Origin of the sequence: Mycetocola sp. CAN_C7, from assembly GCF_015752285.1 — a bacterium.
Taxonomy (GTDB): Bacteria; Actinomycetota; Actinomycetes; order Actinomycetales; family Microbacteriaceae; genus Mycetocola_A.
In genome coordinates this window covers 610,412-631,302 of record NZ_JADOUY010000002.1, presented here as the reverse complement: position 1 = coordinate 631,302, position 20,891 = coordinate 610,412, and the positions used below count along the sequence as shown (strand labels likewise).

General features: G+C 63.6%; 24 protein-coding genes and 1 tRNA gene. 13 read left to right on the top strand and 12 right to left on the bottom strand.

Annotated elements, in window-relative coordinates:
- From IWX78_RS06705 to IWX78_RS06660, 10 genes are all read right to left on the bottom strand, one after another.
- Positions 1-383, bottom strand: a 383-nt coding sequence (locus IWX78_RS06705; RefSeq protein ID WP_196832700.1) for a hypothetical protein, incomplete at its 3' end; no start/stop codon positions are given.
- A 144-nt stretch (positions 384-527) separates the two neighbouring features.
- Positions 528-761: a WhiB family transcriptional regulator gene (locus IWX78_RS06700; protein WP_196832699.1), complete on the bottom strand. Its 234-nt coding sequence runs from the start codon at positions 759-761 to the stop codon at positions 528-530.
- A complete protein-coding gene (locus IWX78_RS06695) occupies positions 758-973 on the bottom strand; it encodes a hypothetical protein (RefSeq protein WP_196832698.1) in 216 nt (71 codons plus the stop codon). Before IWX78_RS06695 ends, IWX78_RS06700 begins: the two co-directional genes overlap by 4 nt.
- A gap of 232 nt (positions 974-1,205) precedes the next feature.
- Entirely contained in the window at positions 1,206-3,251 is a 2,046-nt protein-coding gene (locus tag IWX78_RS06690) for a DUF3631 domain-containing protein (protein ID WP_334684597.1), read from the bottom strand.
- On the bottom strand, positions 3,248-3,559 hold the full coding sequence (locus tag IWX78_RS06685) for a hypothetical protein (protein WP_196832697.1): 312 nt from the start codon (positions 3,557-3,559) through the stop codon (positions 3,248-3,250). The genes IWX78_RS06690 and IWX78_RS06685 overlap by 4 nt, the downstream gene beginning before the upstream one ends.
- A 348-nt stretch (positions 3,560-3,907) precedes the next feature.
- A complete protein-coding gene (locus tag IWX78_RS06680) occupies positions 3,908-4,399 on the bottom strand; it encodes a hypothetical protein (RefSeq protein ID WP_196832696.1) in 492 nt (163 codons plus the stop codon).
- Positions 4,400-4,431: 32 nt separating this feature from the next.
- Positions 4,432-4,504: transfer RNA gene (locus IWX78_RS06675), tRNA-Arg, on the bottom strand.
- A 38-nt stretch (positions 4,505-4,542) separates the two neighbouring features.
- Complete coding sequence (locus IWX78_RS06670; RefSeq protein ID WP_196832695.1) at positions 4,543-4,926, bottom strand: DUF6907 domain-containing protein; 384 nt, start codon at positions 4,924-4,926, stop codon at positions 4,543-4,545.
- An 82-nt stretch (positions 4,927-5,008) separates the two neighbouring features.
- Positions 5,009-6,385: a recombinase family protein gene (locus IWX78_RS06665; protein ID WP_196832694.1), complete on the bottom strand. Its 1,377-nt coding sequence runs from the start codon at positions 6,383-6,385 to the stop codon at positions 5,009-5,011.
- On the bottom strand, positions 6,382-6,576 hold the full coding sequence (locus tag IWX78_RS06660; RefSeq protein WP_196832693.1) for a hypothetical protein: 195 nt from the start codon (positions 6,574-6,576) through the stop codon (positions 6,382-6,384). The genes IWX78_RS06665 and IWX78_RS06660 overlap by 4 nt, the downstream gene beginning before the upstream one ends.
- 122 nt (positions 6,577-6,698) lie before the next feature.
- Between IWX78_RS06660 and dprA the strand changes: the two genes are divergently transcribed.
- Both dprA and IWX78_RS06650 read left to right on the top strand, forming a co-directional pair.
- Positions 6,699-7,934 carry a DNA-processing protein DprA gene (gene dprA / locus IWX78_RS06655; RefSeq protein ID WP_334684596.1) on the top strand — a complete coding sequence of 412 codons (1,236 nt, stop codon included), beginning with the start codon at positions 6,699-6,701 and terminating at the stop codon, positions 7,932-7,934.
- 288 nt (positions 7,935-8,222) lie between these two features.
- Positions 8,223-9,134, top strand: coding sequence for a tyrosine recombinase XerC (locus IWX78_RS06650; protein ID WP_334684595.1), 912 nt, complete (start codon positions 8,223-8,225; stop codon positions 9,132-9,134).
- 7 nt (positions 9,135-9,141) lie between these two features.
- On the opposite strand, the gene IWX78_RS06645 is transcribed toward IWX78_RS06650, so the two are convergent.
- Positions 9,142-9,705, bottom strand: coding sequence for a murein hydrolase activator EnvC family protein (locus tag IWX78_RS06645; protein ID WP_334684594.1), 564 nt, complete (start codon positions 9,703-9,705; stop codon positions 9,142-9,144).
- A gap of 303 nt (positions 9,706-10,008) precedes the next feature.
- Between IWX78_RS06645 and rpsB the strand changes: the two genes are divergently transcribed.
- From rpsB to IWX78_RS06600, 9 genes are all read left to right on the top strand, one after another.
- Complete coding sequence (gene rpsB / locus IWX78_RS06640; protein ID WP_196832691.1) at positions 10,009-10,956, top strand: 30S ribosomal protein S2; 948 nt, start codon at positions 10,009-10,011, stop codon at positions 10,954-10,956.
- Between the two features lie 24 nt (positions 10,957-10,980).
- Positions 10,981-11,808: a translation elongation factor Ts gene (gene tsf, locus IWX78_RS06635; protein WP_196832690.1), complete on the top strand. Its 828-nt coding sequence runs from the start codon at positions 10,981-10,983 to the stop codon at positions 11,806-11,808.
- A gap of 127 nt (positions 11,809-11,935) precedes the next feature.
- Positions 11,936-12,652 (top strand): UMP kinase, encoded by a 717-nt coding sequence (pyrH, locus tag IWX78_RS06630; protein ID WP_196832689.1) that lies wholly within the window; start codon positions 11,936-11,938, stop codon positions 12,650-12,652.
- Positions 12,653-12,724: 72 nt separating this feature from the next.
- On the top strand, positions 12,725-13,279 hold the full coding sequence (gene frr / locus IWX78_RS06625; protein WP_196832688.1) for a ribosome recycling factor: 555 nt from the start codon (positions 12,725-12,727) through the stop codon (positions 13,277-13,279).
- 35 nt (positions 13,280-13,314) lie between these two features.
- Positions 13,315-14,322 (top strand): phosphatidate cytidylyltransferase, encoded by a 1,008-nt coding sequence (locus IWX78_RS06620; protein WP_334684593.1) that lies wholly within the window; start codon positions 13,315-13,317, stop codon positions 14,320-14,322.
- A 44-nt stretch (positions 14,323-14,366) separates the two neighbouring features.
- The gene (locus IWX78_RS06615; protein WP_196832687.1) at positions 14,367-14,918 is read left to right on the top strand and encodes a DivIVA domain-containing protein; all 552 of its coding nucleotides are present in this window, start codon (positions 14,367-14,369) and stop codon (positions 14,916-14,918) included.
- Between the two features lie 157 nt (positions 14,919-15,075).
- The gene (locus tag IWX78_RS16355; RefSeq protein ID WP_334684592.1) at positions 15,076-15,651 is read left to right on the top strand and encodes a lytic transglycosylase domain-containing protein; all 576 of its coding nucleotides are present in this window, start codon (positions 15,076-15,078) and stop codon (positions 15,649-15,651) included.
- An 89-nt stretch (positions 15,652-15,740) separates the two neighbouring features.
- Entirely contained in the window at positions 15,741-16,037 is a 297-nt protein-coding gene (locus IWX78_RS06605) for a hypothetical protein (protein WP_196832686.1), read from the top strand.
- A gap of 10 nt (positions 16,038-16,047) precedes the next feature.
- Positions 16,048-16,788, top strand: a complete 741-nt coding sequence (locus tag IWX78_RS06600) for an alpha/beta hydrolase (RefSeq protein ID WP_196832685.1) — start codon at positions 16,048-16,050, stop codon at positions 16,786-16,788.
- Positions 16,789-16,832: 44 nt separating this feature from the next.
- Here IWX78_RS06600 and IWX78_RS06595 read toward each other — a convergent pair whose 3' ends face one another.
- Entirely contained in the window at positions 16,833-17,879 is a 1,047-nt protein-coding gene (locus IWX78_RS06595) for an AI-2E family transporter (RefSeq protein ID WP_196832684.1), read from the bottom strand.
- Between the two features lie 202 nt (positions 17,880-18,081).
- On the opposite strand from IWX78_RS06595, the gene IWX78_RS06590 reads away from it, so the two are divergent.
- Complete coding sequence (locus IWX78_RS06590; protein ID WP_196832683.1) at positions 18,082-19,920, top strand: hypothetical protein; 1,839 nt, start codon at positions 18,082-18,084, stop codon at positions 19,918-19,920.
- Positions 19,920-20,867, top strand: coding sequence for a tetratricopeptide repeat protein (locus IWX78_RS06585; protein ID WP_196832682.1), 948 nt, complete (start codon positions 19,920-19,922; stop codon positions 20,865-20,867). The genes IWX78_RS06590 and IWX78_RS06585 overlap by 1 nt, the downstream gene beginning before the upstream one ends.
- Positions 20,868-20,891 lie beyond the last annotated feature (24 nt).

Sequence of the window (20,891 nt, the reverse complement as noted above, 5' to 3'; positions counted from 1 at the left end):
CGGCCGCCGCACTCGCCGCTTACCAAGACCGCCGCCACCTGGCTGCGGCATAGAAGAAAAACACATCGAACTGTCTCAAAAACTTGACGAGCGCATGGCGCTTCGGTGGTCTTGACTGCGAGCTGGTCCTCGGTCATCGATGCAGCGATCTGTGACCATTCCTGTTCTGCGGTGTCGCGGGCTGCTTTGCTTTCTCCGGTCATGCCGATTGCAGCGACACGGCGTGCGGCACGGTCAACGGCGCTCGAGAATGATGTGAGCGATTCGCCTTCGGGAAGGTCGGCGTTGGCGAGGATCTTGAGGTCGCCGGCTGTGAGCTTCCGGCCGCTTGCTGCCGACTCGATGAGGAATCGAACGGGGTGGTTCTTATCGATGTGGTTCATGATGTTGCCTTTCGGTTGTTGTTATTTGTGAGGGGTTTCTGCCACGCCTGGTGGAGCTGTTCGGTGAGCGCGAGGAACAAGAGGCGGGAGCCGTGGGGCTGTGGTCGGATGCGGCCGCGGGTGTAGTTACGTCGGGGCATTTGGTCAGTTCTCCTTCTTGATGGTTCGGTATCGTTTTCCTGCCCAGATGCCGCCCGTGGGCCGCTCGAGCTGCGCGTATGTGGCGCAGAGGTCGAACAGGGGGCAGCGCTGGCAGATATAGGCGAGGGATTCGATGGGCTGGTCGTCGAGGATGAACCGGCCGTCGTCGTGGCATTCGGGGGTGGTGGCGTGCATTGCGTTGTGCAGCGCGGTGTATGCGCTGGATGCGGCGCTCATGACGTGGCCTCGGATATCGGAGCGCGGTAGCCGTGGAGGATTGCCCAGATTTCATTTGCATGGGTGTCGAGGTCCTCGAGCAGTTCCGTGGGAAATGGCTCCCAGCTTGATCGGCGGGTGCTAAGCCCGATCTCGCGATGGTTGAACAGGATCTCGATGCCGTGCGCGGCGGCTTCTGCCATGAGCGAGAGCGCGTACCCGTGGGCGTTCATGCGGTCGCCCCGATGTCGCATAACGGGTGTGTTCCGTATACGGCTTGTGAGGCGTGGAGGGGCATTCTGCATGTGTCGCAGATGTAACCAGTTGTGGGCCAGCGGTGCCCAGATTCGTCCGTCACAACACGTTCAACACGTTTACCCAGTGATTCCTTGGAATCGGTTTCCGTGAGAAACTCTGGGTAAATCTGTTGTATGTGTTGTGAATCCCTGATCAAAGGCGATTTCGTCATTTTTGCTCGTCTCCTTTCATCCCAACGCCGACCCACGTTCGAGTCGCGCTAGACGGTTCCGACGCTTCAGACGGTTTCGACGGTCTGTTATGGAGGGGTTCGCTAACCGTCGAGAGTGAATTTCTAGACGGTTCCGACGGCTCAGACGGCTCAGACGGTTCACTTCTGGGGGTGATGCCAGACCGTCGCCACGCGATATCGAACTGTGAACGCTGGTACCCGCGCTGATCTTGCGAGTTCTTCGACGCACGCACTTTGACCTGCGCCAGGATGCGGCCCATACGCTGCACAGTGAGACTGCGACCGTATGCACTCGACACGTCCCAGTAATCGGGGTTCCGTTCGACGAGTCGCCTGACAAGTTCGTTCGAGCTGACGAATGTTTCATGATCGGGCCAGATCTTGTAAAGATCAGTGAGTATGACCATTTGCGGGGGCAGTTTCATGAGCCCTTCCTCTCGTTCCATTTCTGCCTCTTGGATGTCGCGCTCGATAAGTCGGTCGGTGATTTCCGGCCATGAACCGCCAGCAGCAGCGGCAACTCGTTTGAGTGGATTCCACTTCTCTTTCATGCGTCCTACACAGCCGTCGGGGAGCGGCGGGCGTACTGTCCGGATGTGCTCGCGTGCAGCTTCCATAGCGTTAGCCAGGGTCAGGCCCAGGTCGGCCGCATCCTCTTCGATCTCTTCCCAGTCGGAGGATTCGACTACTCCGTAAAGGTCAGGCATCAACAGCACGCGGATGCTGCGCGAGCGGGTGTCATCTGGCAGGTGTGGAGCGTTGCCAGCCATTGCCACGGGGGAGAACGTAGACATTTCGTCAACCTCCCACTCGCCACCTTTCGCCGGCACGAGAACAGGCCGTGTTGCGCCGCGCTTGTAGCCGCTGTTGAGGATCGCAATGAGATCTTCGACGCCGGGCTTCTTTGGGTCGAGGGATCTATCAACCTCATCAATCAAGATTGTTCGGATTCCCTTTGAGAGCATCCGGGCGAGTAGCGCGGGGGACGAGATCGACGCGGCCTGAACCGGGGCAAAGCACAGCCGCTGCATGTGTTCGAGAACGGTCGTTTTACCGCTTCCTGGCATTGTGGAGTCGAGTACCAGGCGAGGGGTTGAGTACGTCTCGAACGCAACATGAGTGTGTGCCGCCCAGAGTGCGAGCAAGTCGAGGTCGAGATCGTCGGGCACACTGACGAAACGTCCAAACCATGCCCGTACGACGGTTAATGCATCCCCCAATATCGAACCGTCGAAACCGTCTTGACTGTCTGAACTGTCGAGAGGTATGAGCTGTGCCCCTCTGTCTGAACCGTCGAAGCTGTCTGAACCGTCTGAACCGTCGAGCATCTCCACGGACATGAGATCCATCAGGCCGTGACCTGCCGCTACATGGTCGGCGGCATCATTTCCGGTTTTAGCGGTGAGCACCCCGGCAAACCTCACGCCAATCGTTTCGAGGTGTTCCGAGAGGCCGCGTGCACGGTCCATTCCGGCCTTGTCGTCGTCGGTCATGATAAACACGTCAGAGGTACCCACCAGGGCGCTGTAGTCGGCCTTCTGCCAGTTTCCAGCGCCTTGTGGCGCAGAAGTCGCGGTGACTCCGAGTGACTCGAGGGCGCGCACGTCCTCTTCGCCTTCACAGACGTAGATATCGTGTCCAGCGGCAACCGCTGCCCGTACCTTGCCGAGCTTGTAAAGTTCCGGTGCGGCGTCGGTGTGTGACTGGCTGAATCCCTTTTTGCCGTCCGGCTTGTAATACCGTTTCGCCACCCGCCCGTTGTCATACCGGTATTCCAGTTCGCGGGGCGAGTCGAACAGGTCAGGCATGGTCAGGTTCACCGCGGCGACAATTTCAGGCGGTTGGCATCCGGCGAAACAGTAGACGAGCGCGCGACCTTGCACGGCGGCGATGGACAGCGAGGGGCTTCCATCGTCGTGAGCGGGGCAACGGGCAATCCACTTATTTGAACCAGTCGATTTGACTGCTTCGAGCTTCTCGATAAGCCGGGTCGCGGCGACCCCCTGGATGGTCACGGTCATTCGATGGCCTCGCTCTGGTCGAGGTGGCGTGCATCGACTGGCACGAGCCGAACGAGAACGAGATCCGCCTTATCGCCGCGTGCGAGTGCTCGATTCACAGCGCGAGCAGCGGCCGGCAGGTTGAAGTAGAGGTGCCGGCGTATGGACTTCCCGCGAACGAGAACGGCGTAACTGTTGCGGAAGAATACGCCGGGGTCGGATTCCGGGAGAATGTCGCTGGTCTGCGGTACGATGGGATAAGAATTCAGCTCATCAGCGGAACTTCTGATTGCCCCGGTTTCCCAGCCGGGGTTTTCTTTACCCCTCACGCGGATGCACCGCCTGAGGGACGCAGCAATGCAGCGATTCGGTCGCGCTGTGCTGGCGTGAGTGGCGGCGCGGTAGCTACGACACGTGCGACATAGGCGGCAATATTCTCGGTGGCGAGGTTGCGGCGAGCTTTAGCGATTTCGGCAGGATCACCGCGACGGGCGGCGACCCCTAAAGCACTGCGGGCTTCGATGGGTGTTTGGGGCAAGAAAAAGCTCCCTAGCGAGTGCAGATTTCTCTGCTACTTGACTGGGAGCTCTACGCAATTTCCCCTATTGGGGCCCTCTGTTTGGCGGAATCCGAGGCAACCGCGACCATGTAATCGACACGCTACTACAACATGGGGTCTAAGTGTGGAGCTGGATGCCGGCGTGTCGGTTTTTGCTGGTAAGCGCGAGTGCCGCGAGGGTAAACATCTCCAAGTGGGTCATCTTCCGCGCCTTCATGCCCAAGTAACAATGGTGAAAAGTGTGCGGGACCGCGGCCGCTTCCTCGGTCAAAATGCGTGCATAGTCCATTGACGGTTCACCTGAGCCGCGGTCTGCAGTCGGCAGTCCATCTAGCAACGCAAGGTGCACAGCGCCGTCCCTGAGTAGGAACGCGACATACTCACCAGTTAGCTCCTTGCCGCACAGGATGGGGATCGACGGTGTGCGTTGGATGGACTTCTTCGTGCGACTCTTGACGAGTTCGATCAGCTCAGGCAGGTGCTGTAGGCGGGTCAGCTCCGCATGGTCGGTGCCTCGAGCAGCATTGAACTCTTCTTGTCGCTGGGAACGAGTCGCCACATCGCAGTCCCGAAGGGACAGCAGCAAGTGGTCCAGATCATTATCTTGCATTTGCGTTTCCAATCCTTCGGTGTTCTCGCGTGTGCCTCTGGCAAGAGTCGAACCTGCGGCCAGAAGGGTAGAAACCTTCTGCTCTGTCCGCTGAGCTACAGAGGCGGGTGGCAGGTGGCGCAATTGCGCCACCTGCTGGTGTTCTACTCGGCGCGGTCCATGGTCGCGCCGTACTGCACGAGTGCGTCGGCTGCGCTCACCAGTTCAGCAGCTAGACGCCGGAGCCCCTCGCGGTCGTAGCTTGCGTCGAGATTGATTTGCACTGACGCTCTCCCGCCCGGTTGGTCAGAGTCGGCTTCTTGCTGGACTCGTACAGCCGGGGGTTTTTCGTTCCGGCCGACATCGTTAGCAGTGAGGGCGCAGAGATCGTGCAACTCTCCCCAGTGGAATCGTTCGGTTTCCAGGTCGGCGAGGTGATCCGGGTGGTGCCCGGCGCACCAGAGGTATTCCGGGCACGGCGACTTTGCGTGGGCCGCGGCGTGGGCGATGGCCGCGAGTGACGGTGCGGTAATCTGGGTGGTGTTCATGATTTCCTCTTTCGGTGGGTTGTGAACTTCGCTCCCGGTGCTGCTCGAACAGTCCGGGGGCTTTCTTCTTTTTAGCGGTGGCCTATGACAGCCAATCAATCCCGACAGTTTCAGGGTTGAAGTTCCTGACGCCGCGCCCCGGTGGATAGAGCGTGACGGTAGCCAAGATGCCGATTACGGCTCTCTTGCGTGCAATGGTGAGTTCGTCCCATGCCGCGCGTACGTCGCCAGCGTTCACCAGAGGCCCTAGAACATCGACCCTGCCCGCGTCTGCGAGAGAAGCCTCAAGCTCCGTCAGGCGAGCGCGTAGCCGTCCTGTAGCGGTTCTAAGCTGCGATGCCGTCAGCGATCCGTCAGCAAAGTCCACCGCCAGCGTATCCAGGCGTTCCCGGATGCCGACAGCCTCATGTCGCAGTGCCGAACTGTCCGGTTTGGTGTGGTCAATGGTGAGGTCGCGGGCGTCCGGGCGAGACAGGCGACCAACAATGACGCTCTGCACATAAGTTTCGACAGGCTCTGAACGACGGGCGAAATGGCCCGCTGCGCCGCTGCATCGATATCCGGGGACACCTAAGCGAGCGTTGCCCCCGGCGTGCACAGTTGAGCCGCAGACGCCGCAGACAGCGAGGCCGGAAAGCAAGTAACGTCCACGCCGCGGAGAGCTTCGGCGTGCCGGGTTCCGAAGAACGGCGTTAACTGCCTGCCATGTGCTTTCATCCACAATCGCGGGCCATTCTGCATCCGCAATAATCTCGCCCAAGTGGGAGCGCTTCCCCATGTAACGCGGGTTGGTGAACACCTGTCGGACTGAGTACGCCTGCCACGGTGACGGTTCACCTCTGTGCGCTTCTGAGTACCGTTTCTGTCCGGTGACGTGTCCCGCACGGTTCCAACCTCGAGCAACGGCAGCGAGAGGGACGCCAGAGAGGAACTCACGGAAACCGGACTCTATGGCTGCGGCTTCATCTGGTCGGAGTGTAACGCCGTCTGGTTCGTACCCGAACGGTCGTCGGCCACCAGTACGCCTGCCCTTCTCCGCCGCCTGTAGCGTGGCGCGCTTCTGCCGTTCCCCTTTGCGTCGAGCCTCGAACCGGGCGATTCCTGCGAGCATCGTTGCTCGGAACTCACCATCTGCCGTTGTGAGGTCGATCTCACCATCTACCGTCAGCACCTTGGCCCCGGTGTCGGTGAGCGTGACGAGATCCCGCACCGTTCGCAGCAGCCGGTCGAGGTCCACCGCAATCACTACGTCAAACTTGCCATCGTTAGCATCCGCGACGAGACGAGCCCAGGCGGTTCCGCTGCCTCGTGCTTTCGACGCTGACGTGTCATTGTCTTCGTACTCGCCTACGACATCCCAGTCTTTCGCTGCGGCAAGAGCGCGGCACCGTTCGCGTTGGCGGTCAATGCCCTCCTGCACGTCGAGGGACTGGCGGAAGTAGAGCGCTGCGCGGGTCACAATGCCACCATTGCACAGGCAACGCGCGAGAGGTCGCGGTCTGTGATGCCGCACCAAATGCATGCACTTACCGGCTCGCCGTTGGTGTCGATGCGGTCTTCGTGCCAGTCGTGAGTGACTGGTTCGCCCGTTACATCATCGTGTCGGCAGATCTCACGGGTGGGAAGCGTGCCCCAGTCAGTTTCGCTCATGAGATAAGTATGTTGGTAACAAGTCCTCTGTGTGGCGTGGACCCTGTGCGATTTGAACGGGCTGGATCGCCCGGAGGCTGAACAGATCGGGCGGGCGTTGTTCCTGAGGAAGGGGATCTGAGATGACACGGATGTTTCGCGACCCGGTGTTCGGGCTCGATGCAGACGTCGTGAGGCGCAGTGTGGAGAACGTTGCCCCACCCGGTGCTGCGACCGACATCGTCGACCTGTTTGCCCGGGCGGCCTGGAGCGGTATTGCGGAGCCGGGCGACAGCACCGCCGGATTCCTGGTCTCAGCGGTGGGCGCATCCGCGGCGTTGGCCATGCTCGTCGAACGCTGGTCCGCCGACCGGATCGTTCGCGAGTCGATGGTGGATGTGGATACCGCGGCTTTCGCCACGCAGCTCGACCGCGCCCTGGTTCGCTGGTTGCCGAGGCTCGATTCTCGTTCGACGGTGCGTCAACTGACGCTCGCCGCCACCTGCCGGGCTGTCCTCGTCACGCCGGAACATCCGTCGTGGCCCGAGCGTCTCGATGATCTTGGCCCGCACGCACCGCTGGCGCTCTGGCTGCGGGGCCGCACGGATGCCCTTCGGGACACCGCACACTCCGTCGCCCTTGTGGGCGCCAGGGCGGCGACCGGATACGGAGAGCACGTGGCGATGGAGGCGGGCAGCGGTCTTGCCGACCGCGGATTTGTCATCGTCTCCGGTGCGGCATACGGCATCGACGGTATGGCACATCGCGCCGCGCTCGCCTCGCAGAGCACGACGGTCGCATTTCTCGCCGGGGGAGTTGATCGCCCGTACCCCAGTGGTCATTCGAACCTGATCGGACGGATCATCGACACTGGGGCGGTCGTATCCGAAGTGCCTTGTGGCGGCGCCCCGTCGAAATGGCGATTTCTGCAACGGAACCGGCTCATCGCCGCGGTGGGCGACGCCACGATCGTGCTCGAGGCCGGGTGGCGATCAGGATCTCTCAACACGGCAGGCCACGCGGCAGCACTCGGCCGGCCGCTGGGCGCGGTTCCCGGTCCGATCACGAGTGCAGCGTCGGCAGGGTGTCACCGGCTGATCCGCGAATACGGCGCCGTCTGCGTCACAACGGTCGATGAGATGGCTGAACTGGCCGGTATGAGTCCGGGCGAAACCAACGAAGACGCCGCCGCCCGCAGTTCGGAGGAAACCCGGGTCCTGGACGCCCTCAGCGTGAGGTCACCGCGGTCGCCTGGAGACATTGCCACGCGGTCGGGCCTGCCGGTCGGCACGGTGCAGTCCGTCCTCGGGCTTCTCGAGCTCGGGGATCTCGTCGCCGAGAAGCCCGAAGGGTGGGTCTTCGTGCCGCAGCGGCCGTGAGCTGGCGTTCGCCGCGCGTGCTGCATTCGAAGTGGCCGCTCCCTCATGGGAGTCGCGGCGACCCGTCGTTCGTCCGTCGCGAATGGTGGGTGTGGTGGGGCTTTGTCGTCGTTTGTGACGGTTGAGTTGCGGACGGTGGGTGATGCGTCTGTTCGTCCGTCGCGAATGGTGAGTGTGGCGGGGGCTAGTCGTCGTTTGTGACGGATGAACGCACACCCCGGCATTGCACTCGGCGAGACGCGGGTGAGTCTGCGGCAGAAGAGTTCGGGGATGGGGGATTCTGGGAGAGTGAAGATCCCACCGGCCGTCGCGAGCTACGTCGATCACGTCTCCGTGGAACGCCAGTACTCGGAGGCGACCACCCGCGCCTACGAATCGGATCTGGCCTCCTTCACCGTCTTCGCGGCTGAACGCGGAATCGACGATGTCGTCGACGTCGACCTCGAACTGCTGCGGGACTGGCTCTGGCAGTCGTCGCAGTCGGGACTCGGCGCAGCCACGATCGCTCGCCGATCGGCGTCCGTTCGCGGCTGGTGTGCCTGGCTGGCCCGCAACGGCCACATCGCCGTCGACACCTCCGCACGGTTGCGGTCGCCGAAAACCGGGCGGTCACTCCCACACGTCGTCCAGCGCCCCCAGATGGACGGGCTGCTCGACAGACTCAGCACCCAAGCTGCCACCGGCGACCCTCTCGCCCTCCGCGACTCGGCGCTGGTCGAGCTGCTCTACGCCAGCGGACTGCGCGTCTCGGAGCTCTGTGGACTCGACATCGACGACGTCGATCTCGACCGCCTCACCGTCCGCGTGCTCGGCAAAGGTTCGAAGGAACGGGTCGTCCCGTTCGGAGTTCCCGCCCACTCGGCGCTCGTCGATTACCTCAGAAAGGCGAGGCCGACCCTCGCCGCGCGTACGGGGTCACCGCCGCCGGCGGTCTTCCTCGGTGCCCGCGGCGGACGGCTGAACCCCCGCAGCGTGTACGACCTCGTCAGCCGGCTGCTCGGCTCGCTGCCCGGCGGATCGGCGTCAGGTCCGCACACGCTGCGACACACCGCAGCCACCCACCTTCTCGACGGGGGAGCCGACCTCCGCGCCGTGCAGGAGTTGCTCGGACACGCCTCACTCGGAACGACGCAGATCTACACCCACGTGTCGATGGAACGACTCAAAGAGAGCTACCGGACGGCGCATCCGCGGGCATAAAGTGCCGTCAGCGGCCGAGCGGCAGCAGCACCGCCCGCTCGATCTTCGACAGCAGCGCGAGCGGGTTCACATACTCTCCGTACAACCGCACCCCGAAATGCACACACCGGCTATCGCAGTGGCCGTCCCTGGCCACGACCCCGACCGGCTGACCGGCCGTGACAGCGTCGCCGGCCGAGACCCCAGGGGTCACGGGCTCGATGCTCGACACCAGCCCATCAGCATGACGGATGCTCAGCACGGGCCTGTCGACGACGACGCCCGCAAAGGACACCAGACCGTCGGCCGGCGACCGGACAGCCGTGCCCGGTGTTGCCGCAACATCGATTCCGCGGTGCCCTGCGGCGTACGGCGTCGGGGGCGCCTCGAACGGACGGAGGATCGGCCGAGGTGGTGCCGTCGGCCACTCCCAGGAGTCGATCGGGGTGACGCTGGTGACGAGCCCCGCGGCGGCGCCCGCTCGCTCGCCGGCCGCTGCAGGCGCAGGACCGAACACGAGAGTGGCGCTCAGCGCAACGAGCACCGCGACCCAGACGATCGGATGCCTCGAAAAATTCAGCGACGCTCGCACCCGCCACAGTCTCGCTGCGCGGTCACTGCACCGATCGCATCCCCGTCGACCTGTGGACACCGGCCGGAGAACACGGGGCCGGGGAGGACGATTGTTGCCTCCGCCGTCCTGTTATGATGGGGGAAGCATCCCGCGTGTCGGGATGACTACGCGTGCCCATTCGGCCAACACATCCACTCGGTCCTTCCTCTCCGGAGGCAGGCGGACGTGCGCCGGGCACCAGGACAAGCGGCCATTCGGCCGCCTGAGAAACCGATCGACGCCTGCCCGGGTAACGGGCGCGTCAGAACAGGAGAACGGCTCATGGCCGTCGTAACCATCCGCCAGCTGCTCGACAGCGGCGTGCACTTCGGGCACCAGACCCGCCGTTGGAACCCGAAGATGAAGCGCTTCATCTTCACCGAGCGTTCCGGCATCTACATCATCGACCTTCAGCAGTCGCTCGGCTTCATCGACAAGGCGTACGACTTCGTCAAGGAGACCGTCGCCCACGGTGGAACCATCCTCTTCGTCGGAACGAAGAAGCAGGCACAGGAAGCGATCGCCGAGCAGGCGACCCGAGTCGGCCAGCCCTACGTCAACCAGCGTTGGCTCGGTGGCCTCCTCACCAACTTCCAGACGGTGTCGAAGCGCCTCGCCCGCATGAAGGAGCTCGAAGAGCTCGACTTCGAGGACACCTCGAAGTCCGGCTTCACCAAGAAAGAGCTCCTCATCAAGAAGCGCGAGCTCGACAAGCTTCACAAGTCGCTCGGTGGTATCCGCAACCTCACCAAGACGCCGTCGGCGCTGTGGGTTGTCGACACCAAGAAGGAGCACCTCGCGATCGACGAGGCCAAGAAGCTCGGCATCCCGGTCATCGGCATCCTCGACACCAACTGCGACCCCGACGAGGTCACCTACCCGATCCCGGGTAACGACGACGCGATCCGTTCCGTCGGCCTGCTGACGCGTATCATCGCCGACGCCGCCGCTGAGGGCCTGATCCAGCGCCACCAGAAGCCCGAAGAGGGTTCAGCCCCCGTCGAGCCGCTCGCCGCCTGGGAAGCCGAGCTCCTCGGAGCCGAGGCCGAGAAGGTCGAAGCACCGGTCGAGCAGAACGATGCAGACGCTGAGGTTGCCGAGAAGAACGCCGCCATCGCCGAAGACGCACCCGTCGAGGTCGTCGAGGTCGAGAGCGACGAGAAGACCGAAGAGCGCCTCGAAGCCGAAGCGACCGACGCTGAGAAGCAGCCGGCCGCCGACAACAACTAACCCGAACGAGGAGTGCAACACACTATGGCAAATTTCAATCTTGCTGACGTCAAGGCTCTTCGTGAGCAGCTTGGCACCGGAATGGTCGACACCAAGAACGCCCTCGTCGAGGCCGATGGCGATCTGGAGAAGGCCACGGAGATCCTGCGTCTCAAGGGCGCGAAAGGCAACGCGAAACGTGCCGACCGCTCCACGAGCGAAGGCCTCGTTGCTGCCAAGGACAACGGTTCGACGACCACGCTGATCGAGCTCGCCTGCGAGACCGACTTCGTTGCGAAGAACGACAAGTTCGTCGTTCTGGCCGACAAGGTGCTCCAGGCTGTCGCAGCCTCAGGTGCCGCATCGGTCGACGAGGCGCTTGCGGCTCCGGCCGGCGACAAGACCGTCGCGCAGCTCGTCGACGACGAGGCCGCGATCCTCGGCGAAAAGGTCGAACTGCGTCGCGTGGCACTCGTCTCGGGCGAGAAGTTCGCCACGTACCTCCACAAGACGTCGAAGGATCTGCCCCCGCAGATCGGCGTCGTTGTGAGCTACACCGGAGATGATGCTGAGACGGCTCGCGCCATCGCGCAGCACATCGCCATGTTCGACCCGCAGTATCTCACTCGCGAAGACGTCCCGGCAGAGACCGTCGACAAGGAGCGGGAGATCGTCACCGAGATCTCGAAGAACGAGGGCAAGCCTGAGGCTGCACTGCCCAAGATCGTCGAGGGTCGTCTGACCGGCTTCTTCAAGCAGGTTGCCCTGCTCGAGCAGGACTATGCTCGCGACAGCAAGGTCCAGGTCAAGAAGGTTCTGGCCGATGCCAAGCTCGACGTGACGGGCTTCGCCCGCTTCAAGGTCGGCGCGTAGGTTCGCCAGAGGAGTCCGGATCACACTGTGATCCGGACTCCTTTTTCATGTGCGCGCCGTGTTCCATCTGCAGCATGAGCTCGCGCACAGTAGTTTGATCAGGAGTCCAGGAAAGGACGAGATACGGATGTCATCAGTCACCAAGAAGCGCAGGGTCCTTCTCAAACTGTCGGGGGAGTCATTCGGTGCCGGTTCGCTCGGTGTCAACCCGGATGTCGTCAGCCAGATCGCGCGCGAGATCGCTGAGGCCGCCCAAACGGTCGAGGTCGCGATCGTCGTCGGCGGTGGCAACTTCTTCCGCGGAGCCGAACTTTCCCAGCGGGGGATGGACCGTGGCCGTGCCGACTACATGGGCATGCTCGGAACCGTGATGAACGCGCTCGCCCTCCAGGACTTCCTGGAGCAGGCCGGAGCCGAAACTCGCGTCCAGTCGGCCATCTCGATGACCCAGGTCGCTGAGCCGTACATTCCCCGCCGCGCTGAGCGCCACCTCGAGAAGGGTCGCGTCGTGATCTTCGGTGCCGGGGCGGGACTGCCCTACTTCTCCACAGACACCGTCGCTGCCCAGCGTGCGCTCGAAATCGATGCGGAGATCGTGCTCGTGGCCAAGAACGGCGTCGACGGCGTGTACACCGCAGACCCGAAACTCGACTCGTCCGCGACGCGCATCGACCACATCACCTATCAGGAAGCCCTGCAGACCGGTCTCAAGGTGGTCGACTCGACCGCATTCAGCCTGTGCATGGACAACGGGATGCCCATGCAGGTCTTCGGTATGGAACCGGCGGGCAACGTCACCCAGGCGATCCTCGGTGCCAGCATCGGCACGCTCGTCAGTAACTGACCCTCAGCACGAGCCCACACCACCGGCCCGCCTAGAATGGGTGGGTACACCACGTAAGAAGAAGGAGTTGCCGTGATCGCGGATGTGTTGAGTGATGCCGGAAGTCGCATGGGCAAGGCCGTCGATGTGGCGAAAGAAGACTTCGCAACGGTGCGCACCGGTCGTGCGAACCCGCAGATGTTCCAGAAGATCCTGGTGAACTATTACGGAACCCCGACCCCTCTCGACCAGCTTGCGTCGCTGCAGAACAACGAGGCACGGACGATCATCGTCAGCCCGTACGACAAGACTGCGCTGAAAGACATCGAGCAGGCCATCCGCGACGTTCCCAACCTCGGTGCCAACCCGACGAACGACGGCACGATCGTGCGGGTCACCCTGCCTGAGCTCACCGCCGACCGTCGCAAGGAGTACGTCAAAATCGTTCGCAACAAGGGCGAAGACGCGAAGGTCTCGGTCCGCAACATCCGACGTAAGGCCAAGGATGACCTCGACGCGCTCAAGAGCGAGGTCGGAGACGATGACGTTGCCCGCGGTGAGAAAGAGCTCGAAGCTCTCACCAAGAGCCACATCGACGCCATCGACGACGCCCTCAAGCGCAAAGAATCCGAGCTGCTCGAGATCTAGGGCCGAACCTGTGTTCCGAGAAAGCGGGTGTGCCGGTGTCTGACACTGATGACAGCACGGGCGAGCCCGAATCGCGTCCCCGTCCACGACGCGGATCTCGCGACGACATCTCTGCTCAGTTGAAGTTCCGCCGGGCTGAGATCGAACGCCAGGTGCGTGCGACACGAGCTCAGTTCGACGAGGCGAACTCACGCATCGAAGAGCGCGCGGGCCGCAACCTCGTCAAAGCCACGCTGATCGGGCTCGGACTCGGACTGGTGATGCTGTTCAGCCTGATCGTCGTCAAGGAGATCTTCGTCCTGTTCGGCGCGGCGGTTGTCGCGTTCACCGTTTTCGAACTCGTCCACGCCTTCCGTCAGGCCGGTCGGGCGGTCGATGTCTGGCCCGCCGTCGTCTCGAGTGTGGCGATCGTCGCATCGGGGTATTTTCTCGACCCGGCAGCCCGCTGGTCTGTGCTCGTCGGAGCGATCGTTTTCATCGCCGCCTGGCGGCTGGTAGCGCAGATGGCGCATCCAGCACCCCGCCGCAAGCTCGACGTCGTCCGTGACCTCGCCGCAGCCGTCTTCGTGCAGGTCTACGTGTCGTTCCTCGCGAGCTTCGCGATGACTCTCGTCCGTCAGCCGGAGGGGGAGTGGTGGGCCCTCGCCTTCCTCATCATCGTCATCGCTGTTGATATCGGGGCATACGCCAGCGGTTTGAACTTCGGCAAACACCCGATGGCGCCGCTGATCAGCCCGAAGAAGACCTGGGAAGGTTTCGCTGGCGCCGCCCTGGCCGCGGTCGTGGCCGGCATCCTGTTGTCGGTTTTCATGCTCAACAACACCTGGTGGGTCGGCCTGATCCTCGGACTCGCCCTGCTGGGCACCGCAACGATGGGCGACCTCACCGAGTCCCTGATCAAACGCGACCTCGGGATCAAGGACATGAGTTCGTGGCTGCCCGGGCATGGCGGGTTCCTCGACAGGCTCGACTCGATTCTTCCGTCGGCTCCCATCGCCTTCGGCCTGTTTCTGCTCTTCAGCGGCGCACCGATCGCCGGCTGACGGCTGCAACGACCGCGCGCAAGCACCAGTGAAAGGATGACCGGGTGAGCACGATCTTCCCGACCGCCGAAGGACGCCTGCGCGGATACCACCGCGAACAGGTCGACACGTTCCTCGCGTCAGCTCGCGCCGCCTATGACGTCGACGACAGCGACAGCCCGACGATGACGTCGGGTGACATCCGAAGGACCTCCTTCGACCTGGCGCGCGGCGGCTATGCGACGCACGCAGTGGATGCCGCACTTGAGCGACTCGAAGACGCCTTCGCCCTCCGGGAACGCGAGCGGGCACTCGCGCAACAGGGCAAGGGCGAGTGGCTCACAGCCGCGCGGGAGACGGCACAGGTTCTTCTCAACCGACTGAACCGCGACCCCGGGCACCGGTTCTCGCGTGCGAACATTCTTGCGCAGGGGTACAACGTCGACGATGTCGACGCTCTTGCCGACCGTCTCAAGGACTATTTCGAGAAGGGAACACCGATCAGCGCTGACGCGGTGAGAACCGCGGTTTTCCGGGCTCAGCGGGGTGGTTACGCCGAGTCCCAGGTTGACCTGGTGCTCGACGCGGTGACCGAGGTCATGCTCGCAGTTCGGTGACTCCGGCGTGGGCAGACTCGCATCTGCCCCCGTTCTGGGCTAAAATCGACGAATCGTGGGTAAACATCTAGCGCAACTCGAGTCCTCTGCACCAGCTCCGAAGGTCAGAAGGGCTTTTGAGAGACCCCGATCGCGAAGCCCGTTCACGCTCTTCCTCGTGGCTTTCACCGCCGCAGTCGCGTTCGTGGCCGTGAACGTCGTCGACCCGTATTCGGGCGCGACCGCCTCGCCATACTTCCAGGTCGCTGAACGCTACGACGGGGCAGCCACCCAGGATCTCGCTGTGGCCGGCGCCTACGAGAACAGCTTCACCCGCGACGGTTACAGCGTCATCGCACCGCCGCCCCCCGTGGTCGTCGAACCCGTCGTCGAAGAGAGCGAAGAACCTGAAAGCGACGGCGGAGCAGCTTTGCCCCGAGTCAACGCAGATCCCGGTTCCGCCCAGGCCATCGCCCACGATATGGTTCTCTCCCGCGGCTGGGGCGAAGACCAATTCTCCTGCCTCGTTGCCCTGTGGAATAAGGAGTCCGGCTGGCGTGTGAACGCAGCCAACCCGTCAAGCGGTGCTTACGGGATCCCGCAGGCTCTGCCCGGAAGCAAAATGGGCAGCGCAGGCAGCGACTGGGCAACCAATCCCGCAACCCAGATCTCGTGGGGCCTCGGCTACATCAGCGGACGTTACGGCACTCCCTGCGGTGCGTGGGGCCATTCTCAGGCCGTCGGCTGGTACTGACCCACCTGATTCTTCAGCAGCGATGTCGCTGTCCGGAGCGACCGCCTGTCGTACCTGAGCTTGCCCCGCCTTCTCCGTAGGATGAAGTCATGCCCCGCAGCAACAGACCCCGTGGCAGACGGACGGGTCCGGAAGACGACGGCGGCGACCTCTCCCACTTGATGAGCGGCTGGAAACGGACCGAAACCAGACGGGGAGCCGAATGGAACGTGCAGCCGGTCAGCGCGGCCAGAGCTGTGAAGGATTACATCTGCCCCGCGTGCTCACTGACCGTACCCCAGGGAACAGCTCACCTCGTGGTCTGGCGTGCAGACGGAGTGCTCGGCGACGCTGCCGACCTCGCCGCACGTCGGCACTGGCACACCCACTGTTGGCGACTCGGTTAGGACGGATGCCATGACGCAGGAGATCAAGGGCGGGATGGAACTCCCGGCCGCTCGTGAAGAGATCGAACTCGAGACTGCTGACGGGCTCACCCTCGTTGGCGAGCTGGCAATGCCGATCTCCGCCGCACCGGCTGCGACGCTCGTCACGCTGCATCCCCTTCCGACGGCGGGCGGTTTCATGGACTCGCACATATTCCGCAAAGCGGCTGCCCGGCTCCCTGCGCTGGCCAACCTCGCTGTCCTGCGCTTCAACACGCGTGGAACGTCTTCCGCCAGGGGCACCAGCGACGGCGCATTCGGTGACGGGGTCTCCGAAGAGCATGATGTCGAGGCAGCGATGGCATTCGTCTCCGAGCGTGGACTCCCGCAGCCCTGGCTCGTCGGCTGGTCGTTCGGCACCGAACTCGCTCTCAAATACGGCCGTCAGCACTCCATCGCTGGCGCGATCCTGCTCTCTCCGCCGCTCCACCGGGCGAAGCCCTCCGACGTCGAAGCGTGGCACGGTGACGAACGCCCACTCATCGCCCTCATTCCGGAGTTCGACGACTACCTGCGCCCCGATGCCGCCGCAGAGAAGTTCGCTGCTGTTCCAGGCATGACTCTCATTCCTGTTGAGGGCGGTAAACACCTCTGGGTGGGCGAAAACCAGACGAGGCGGGTTCTCGACGAGATCGTCCGCGCTGTGAACCCGCAGGCCTTGCCGCTGCCGACCCATTGGGACGTCGAGCAGGGCACGCCCACAGGTGCCTGAGGAGCGTCCAGGCGCGGCGAAAACTTCGCTTCCGCCGTCGTGCTTCACAGCTCGTTGGCGCGCGGAATCACGACCTGCTTGATGATCAGCAGGGCGGCAGCGGCCGTCGGGATCGCGATCAGCGCACCGAGAAGACCCATGAGCGACCCTCCGGCGAGAGCGGCGATCACGACGACCGCGCCTGGGACGGCGACCGCTCGCTTCATGACATTCGGGCTGATGACGTACGCCTCGATCTGCATGTAGATCAGGTAGTAGATCCCGGCCACGAGGGCGGTGATCGGCGAACCGAGACCCGGGATGAGGCAGACCAGGGTGATGATGATCGAACCGGTGAGCGTTCCGACCAGCGGGATCATCGAGAAGAAGAACGCGACGCTCGCGAGCACCGGCGGGAACGGCGCGTCGATGATCGAGAGGAAGATGAAGGTCAGGATGCCGTTGCACGCGGCGATACTCACCTGGCCGATGACGTAGCGACCGACGGAGTCGGTGATCTGCTCGGCGAGGTCGGCGAAGCGCGCGCGCCGGGTGGCTGGCACAAGCTGGTACAGGCCTCGCTTGATCGAACCGAGCGACGCAGTGAAGTAGATCGTGAGAATGAGGATGATCAGGGCGCCGAAGAACGTCGAACCGATGGCGAGGACGATCTGGATAGCGCCGGAGCTGATGTTCGTGATGTTGTCGGTGAGGAAGTTGCCGGCATCCTCGATGATTGCTCGCACGTCGAGTCCGGGGAACTGGTCGGAGAGCACATCGACGAGCGGATAGTCCTGGAATTGCGCCTGGAGGCCGGGAATGATGCGGATCAGCTGCGAGATCTGCTCGATGATGATCGGCACGACCATCCAGACCAGACCGGCGAACAGCGTCAGAAGCCCGACGATGACCGTGATGAGAGCGGCCCAGCGAGGGAACCGCTTCTTCTCGAGCCACGACACGATCGGGTCGAGGCCGAGAGAGATGAAGATCGCAGCGCCGATATAGCTGAGAATCGTCTGCAGCGTGACGATCGAGAAGATGATGAGCAGCCCGAGACCAACGCCGAGTGTTCCGATCAGCCCGACTCGGAACGGGTTGGATATCTTCACTGCGGTCCCTCCGTCGCGCGATGTCAGCCAATCGTACTGGGCGTGGGGAGGGCTCACGGCACTCCGGGCCGTCCCCAGACGCATTAAGCGGCCTCACAGGGATTTCGACTACGCTGAAACGTCTGTCCTGTTGCTACCGACCCGAAATCGTCACGATTTCCGGGTGCACCGCCCCTGCGGTCGCAACCGAGAAGGAGATGTAGTGCGCTTCGTTTTCGCGATATTGGCGTTTGTGGTCGCCGCGACCATGATCGTGCTGGGCATCGCCCAACGCACGGTTTTTCTCGGCCCGTCCACCTACGCCGTAGAGACGACGGTGAAGGGCGAATTGCCGTACACCGTGATCAGCGGGGAGGAACTCGCCGCTCAACCCGGCCAGCAGTCGCTGACGGTCTCCGGCTCCGACGAGGTCTTCCTCGCATACGGTCGCACCGCAGACGTCCTTGCCTGGCTGGGGGAGTCGTCGTACAACGCCCTCTCGGTCGACACGGAAACGGCCAGCCTGACGGCATCCGTCGTGACGCCTGAGGCGGCCGAAGCCGATGACACCGACCCGCGCGTCGACACCGAACCGCTGACGGAGGAGGAGCAGGCTGCGGCCGATGCTCTCGCCGACCCGGCAGGCAGCGACCTCTGGCTCGCCGAATTCGCCGAGGAAAACGCGCTCATCGAAACGGTGAGCCTGCCGGAGGACGTCAGTGTGCTCATCGCTTCCAACGGCACCGACCCGGCCCCGGACACCGTTCAGGTCTCCTGGCCGTTGAACAACACCACCCCGTGGGCGGGGCCTCTCATCGTCGGTGGCCTCATCCTCCTGCTCGCCGGTCTCGTGCTCTATCTGCTCGGGATCCAGCACATGCGCAAATCACGCGGTCCCCGGCGCAAGAGCCTGTCCGCCGGCCCGGGTATGGAGAAAATGCCCAAGGTTCCGAAGCCGTCCAGATACAAGTCGGACAAGCAGCATGGCAGTGCTCCGAAACGCCCGCGCGCGTCCAAACGCTCGATGATCGCCGTCCTCCCGGTCGTCCTCGTGTCATCTCTTGCGCTGAGCGGGTGCTCCGCCGGTTTCTGGCCCGATTTCTCCGGCACAGGAACACCGACGGCGACGCCGAGCGCGACCGACATCGTTCCAGACGAAGACCAGCCGGCCCCTGCCGTGAGCGCGCCCCAGCTGGAACGCATCGTTGCCCGCATCTCCGCTGTCGCCCTCGAAGCGGATGCCGCGCTCGACGCCGATCTCGCCGCTACCCGTTTCGTGGGCCCCGCCCTCGCCGAACGCACCGCGAATTACGCCATCCGCGAGTCGATCACCGACTTCGCTCAGCCGACGCCGATCCCGGCCGCTCCCGGCGGTCTCACCCTGCCTCAGGCGACGGACACCTGGCCGCGCACCGTCATGACCGTTGTCCACGACGAAGCAGACGACACGGTGGCGCCGACGGCGATCGTGCTCGTCCAGGACAGCCCCCGCGCGAACTACGAAATCCAGTCAGCGGTGCGTCTCGAGCCTGACGCGCAGATTCCGGATGTCGCCCCGGCGACGATCGGAACAGCGCAGCTTCCTCCTGACTCGACGTTCCAGGTGCTGCAGCCCGACGAGCTGGCCGCCGCCTACACCGACGTGATCACGAACGGTGAAGAGAGCGAGTTCTTCGAACTGTTCGACGCCGACGGCGACTCGTTGCGAACCGCGATCGCTGCAGACCGCGCCGCGAAGAAGGAAGACCTGCCGACGACGGCAACGATCGAGTTCTCGACGGCGGCGGGAAAGATGGCGCCTGTTGCGCTGGCCACCAACGAATCCGGAGCGATCGTCGCCGTCGACATCGTCGAGACCGAAGTCGTCAAGCCGGTCGAGGCCGGAGCCAAGATCAAACTCGCCGGTGCCGTCGCGGCACTGAGCGGACTGACAGAAACGGAGAAGGGTGTGCAGTCGACGTACAGCGACCAGCTGTTGTTCTATGTCCCGCCAGCCGGCAGCACGGAGAAGATCCGATTGCTCGGGTTCAGCCAGGGCCTGACGAAGGCGGCGGAACTCTGATGAGCGGAATGCAGCCAGCAGCCGAGCACCTCCGTGGCGCGATCGACCTCTCCAGCCTGGTGAACCGCGGTCAGGCGGCAACGCCGGCTGCTCCAGCCGCTCCCGGAGCCGCTCCGGCCGGTTCCGCCGGCCCGATCGAGGTCCCTGCGCTCGTCGCCGAGGCAACGGATGCCACCTTCGGCACGTTCCTCGACCTGTCGACGTCCGTGCCGATCATCGTGGACCTGTGGGCGGGTTCGCCGACTCCCGGTCTCGAGGCGATCGTCGAAAGCTACGGAGGCCGGCTCCTGCTCGTCACCGTGGACGTGACGACCAATCTTCAGCTCCGCCAGGCCTTCCAGGTGCAGTCCGTTCCAGCGGCCGTCGCCCTGATCGGCGGGCGGCCGCTTCAGCTGTTCGCCGGCGCCCTCCCCGAAGACCAGATCCGCCAGGTATTCGACCAGGTCCTTCAGGCGGCTGCGCAGAGCGGTGTCACCGGCACGGTCACCGTGTCAGGGGTGCAGGCAGACGAGGCGGAGGTCGTTGAACCCCCGCTTCCCCCTCTGCACGTCGAAGCGTACGACGCGATCGAACAGGCCGACTATCCGCGCGCCATCCGTGCATACACGACGGCGATCGCACAGAACCCGGCAGACAAGATGGCCGTCGCCGGACTCGCCCAGGTCAGCCTGCTGCACCGGCTGCAGGGGAAGACGATCGAGTCGATCCGCGCGGCCGCCGCAGCGGACCCACAGGGGCTCGACGCCCAACTCGACGTCGCAGACCTCGACCTCTCCGGCGGGCATGTCGAGGACGCATTCGATCGCCTGCTGACGCTCTTCGAATCAGCGGATGTTGACGGCCGCAACACGATTCGCACGCGCATTCTCGACCTGTTCGAGGTCGTCGGCCTCGACGACCCTCGCGTCGGTCGCGCCCGTGCACGCCTCACCAACCTCCTCTACTGAGGTCGGGTCGAAACAGAACACCCG

What these genes read in the sequence shown, in the direction of transcription:
- IWX78_RS06700 (WP_196832699.1), bottom strand. Translation starts at nt 761, where the DNA reads ATGAGCGCCGCATCCAGCGCATACACCGCGCTGCACAACGCAATGCAC.
- IWX78_RS06695 (WP_196832698.1), bottom strand. Translation starts at nt 973, where the DNA reads ATGAACGCCCACGGGTACGCGCTCTCGCTCATGGCAGAAGCCGCCGCG.
- IWX78_RS06690 (WP_334684597.1), bottom strand. Translation starts at nt 3,251, where the DNA reads ATGACCGTGACCATCCAGGGGGTCGCCGCGACCCGGCTTATCGAGAAG.
- IWX78_RS06680 (WP_196832696.1), bottom strand. Translation starts at nt 4,399, where the DNA reads ATGCAAGATAATGATCTGGACCACTTGCTGCTGTCCCTTCGGGACTGC.
- IWX78_RS06670 (WP_196832695.1), bottom strand. Translation starts at nt 4,926, where the DNA reads ATGAACACCACCCAGATTACCGCACCGTCACTCGCGGCCATCGCCCAC.
- IWX78_RS06660 (WP_196832693.1), bottom strand. Translation starts at nt 6,576, where the DNA reads ATGAGCGAAACTGACTGGGGCACGCTTCCCACCCGTGAGATCTGCCGA.
- dprA (WP_334684596.1), top strand. Translation starts at nt 6,699, where the DNA reads ATGACACGGATGTTTCGCGACCCGGTGTTCGGGCTCGATGCAGACGTC.
- rpsB (WP_196832691.1), top strand. Translation starts at nt 10,009, where the DNA reads ATGGCCGTCGTAACCATCCGCCAGCTGCTCGACAGCGGCGTGCACTTC.
- tsf (WP_196832690.1), top strand. Translation starts at nt 10,981, where the DNA reads ATGGCAAATTTCAATCTTGCTGACGTCAAGGCTCTTCGTGAGCAGCTT.
- pyrH (WP_196832689.1), top strand. Translation starts at nt 11,936, where the DNA reads ATGTCATCAGTCACCAAGAAGCGCAGGGTCCTTCTCAAACTGTCGGGG.
- IWX78_RS06605 (WP_196832686.1), top strand. Translation starts at nt 15,741, where the DNA reads ATGCCCCGCAGCAACAGACCCCGTGGCAGACGGACGGGTCCGGAAGAC.
- IWX78_RS06600 (WP_196832685.1), top strand. Translation starts at nt 16,048, where the DNA reads ATGACGCAGGAGATCAAGGGCGGGATGGAACTCCCGGCCGCTCGTGAA.
- IWX78_RS06585 (WP_196832682.1), top strand. Translation starts at nt 19,920, where the DNA reads ATGAGCGGAATGCAGCCAGCAGCCGAGCACCTCCGTGGCGCGATCGAC.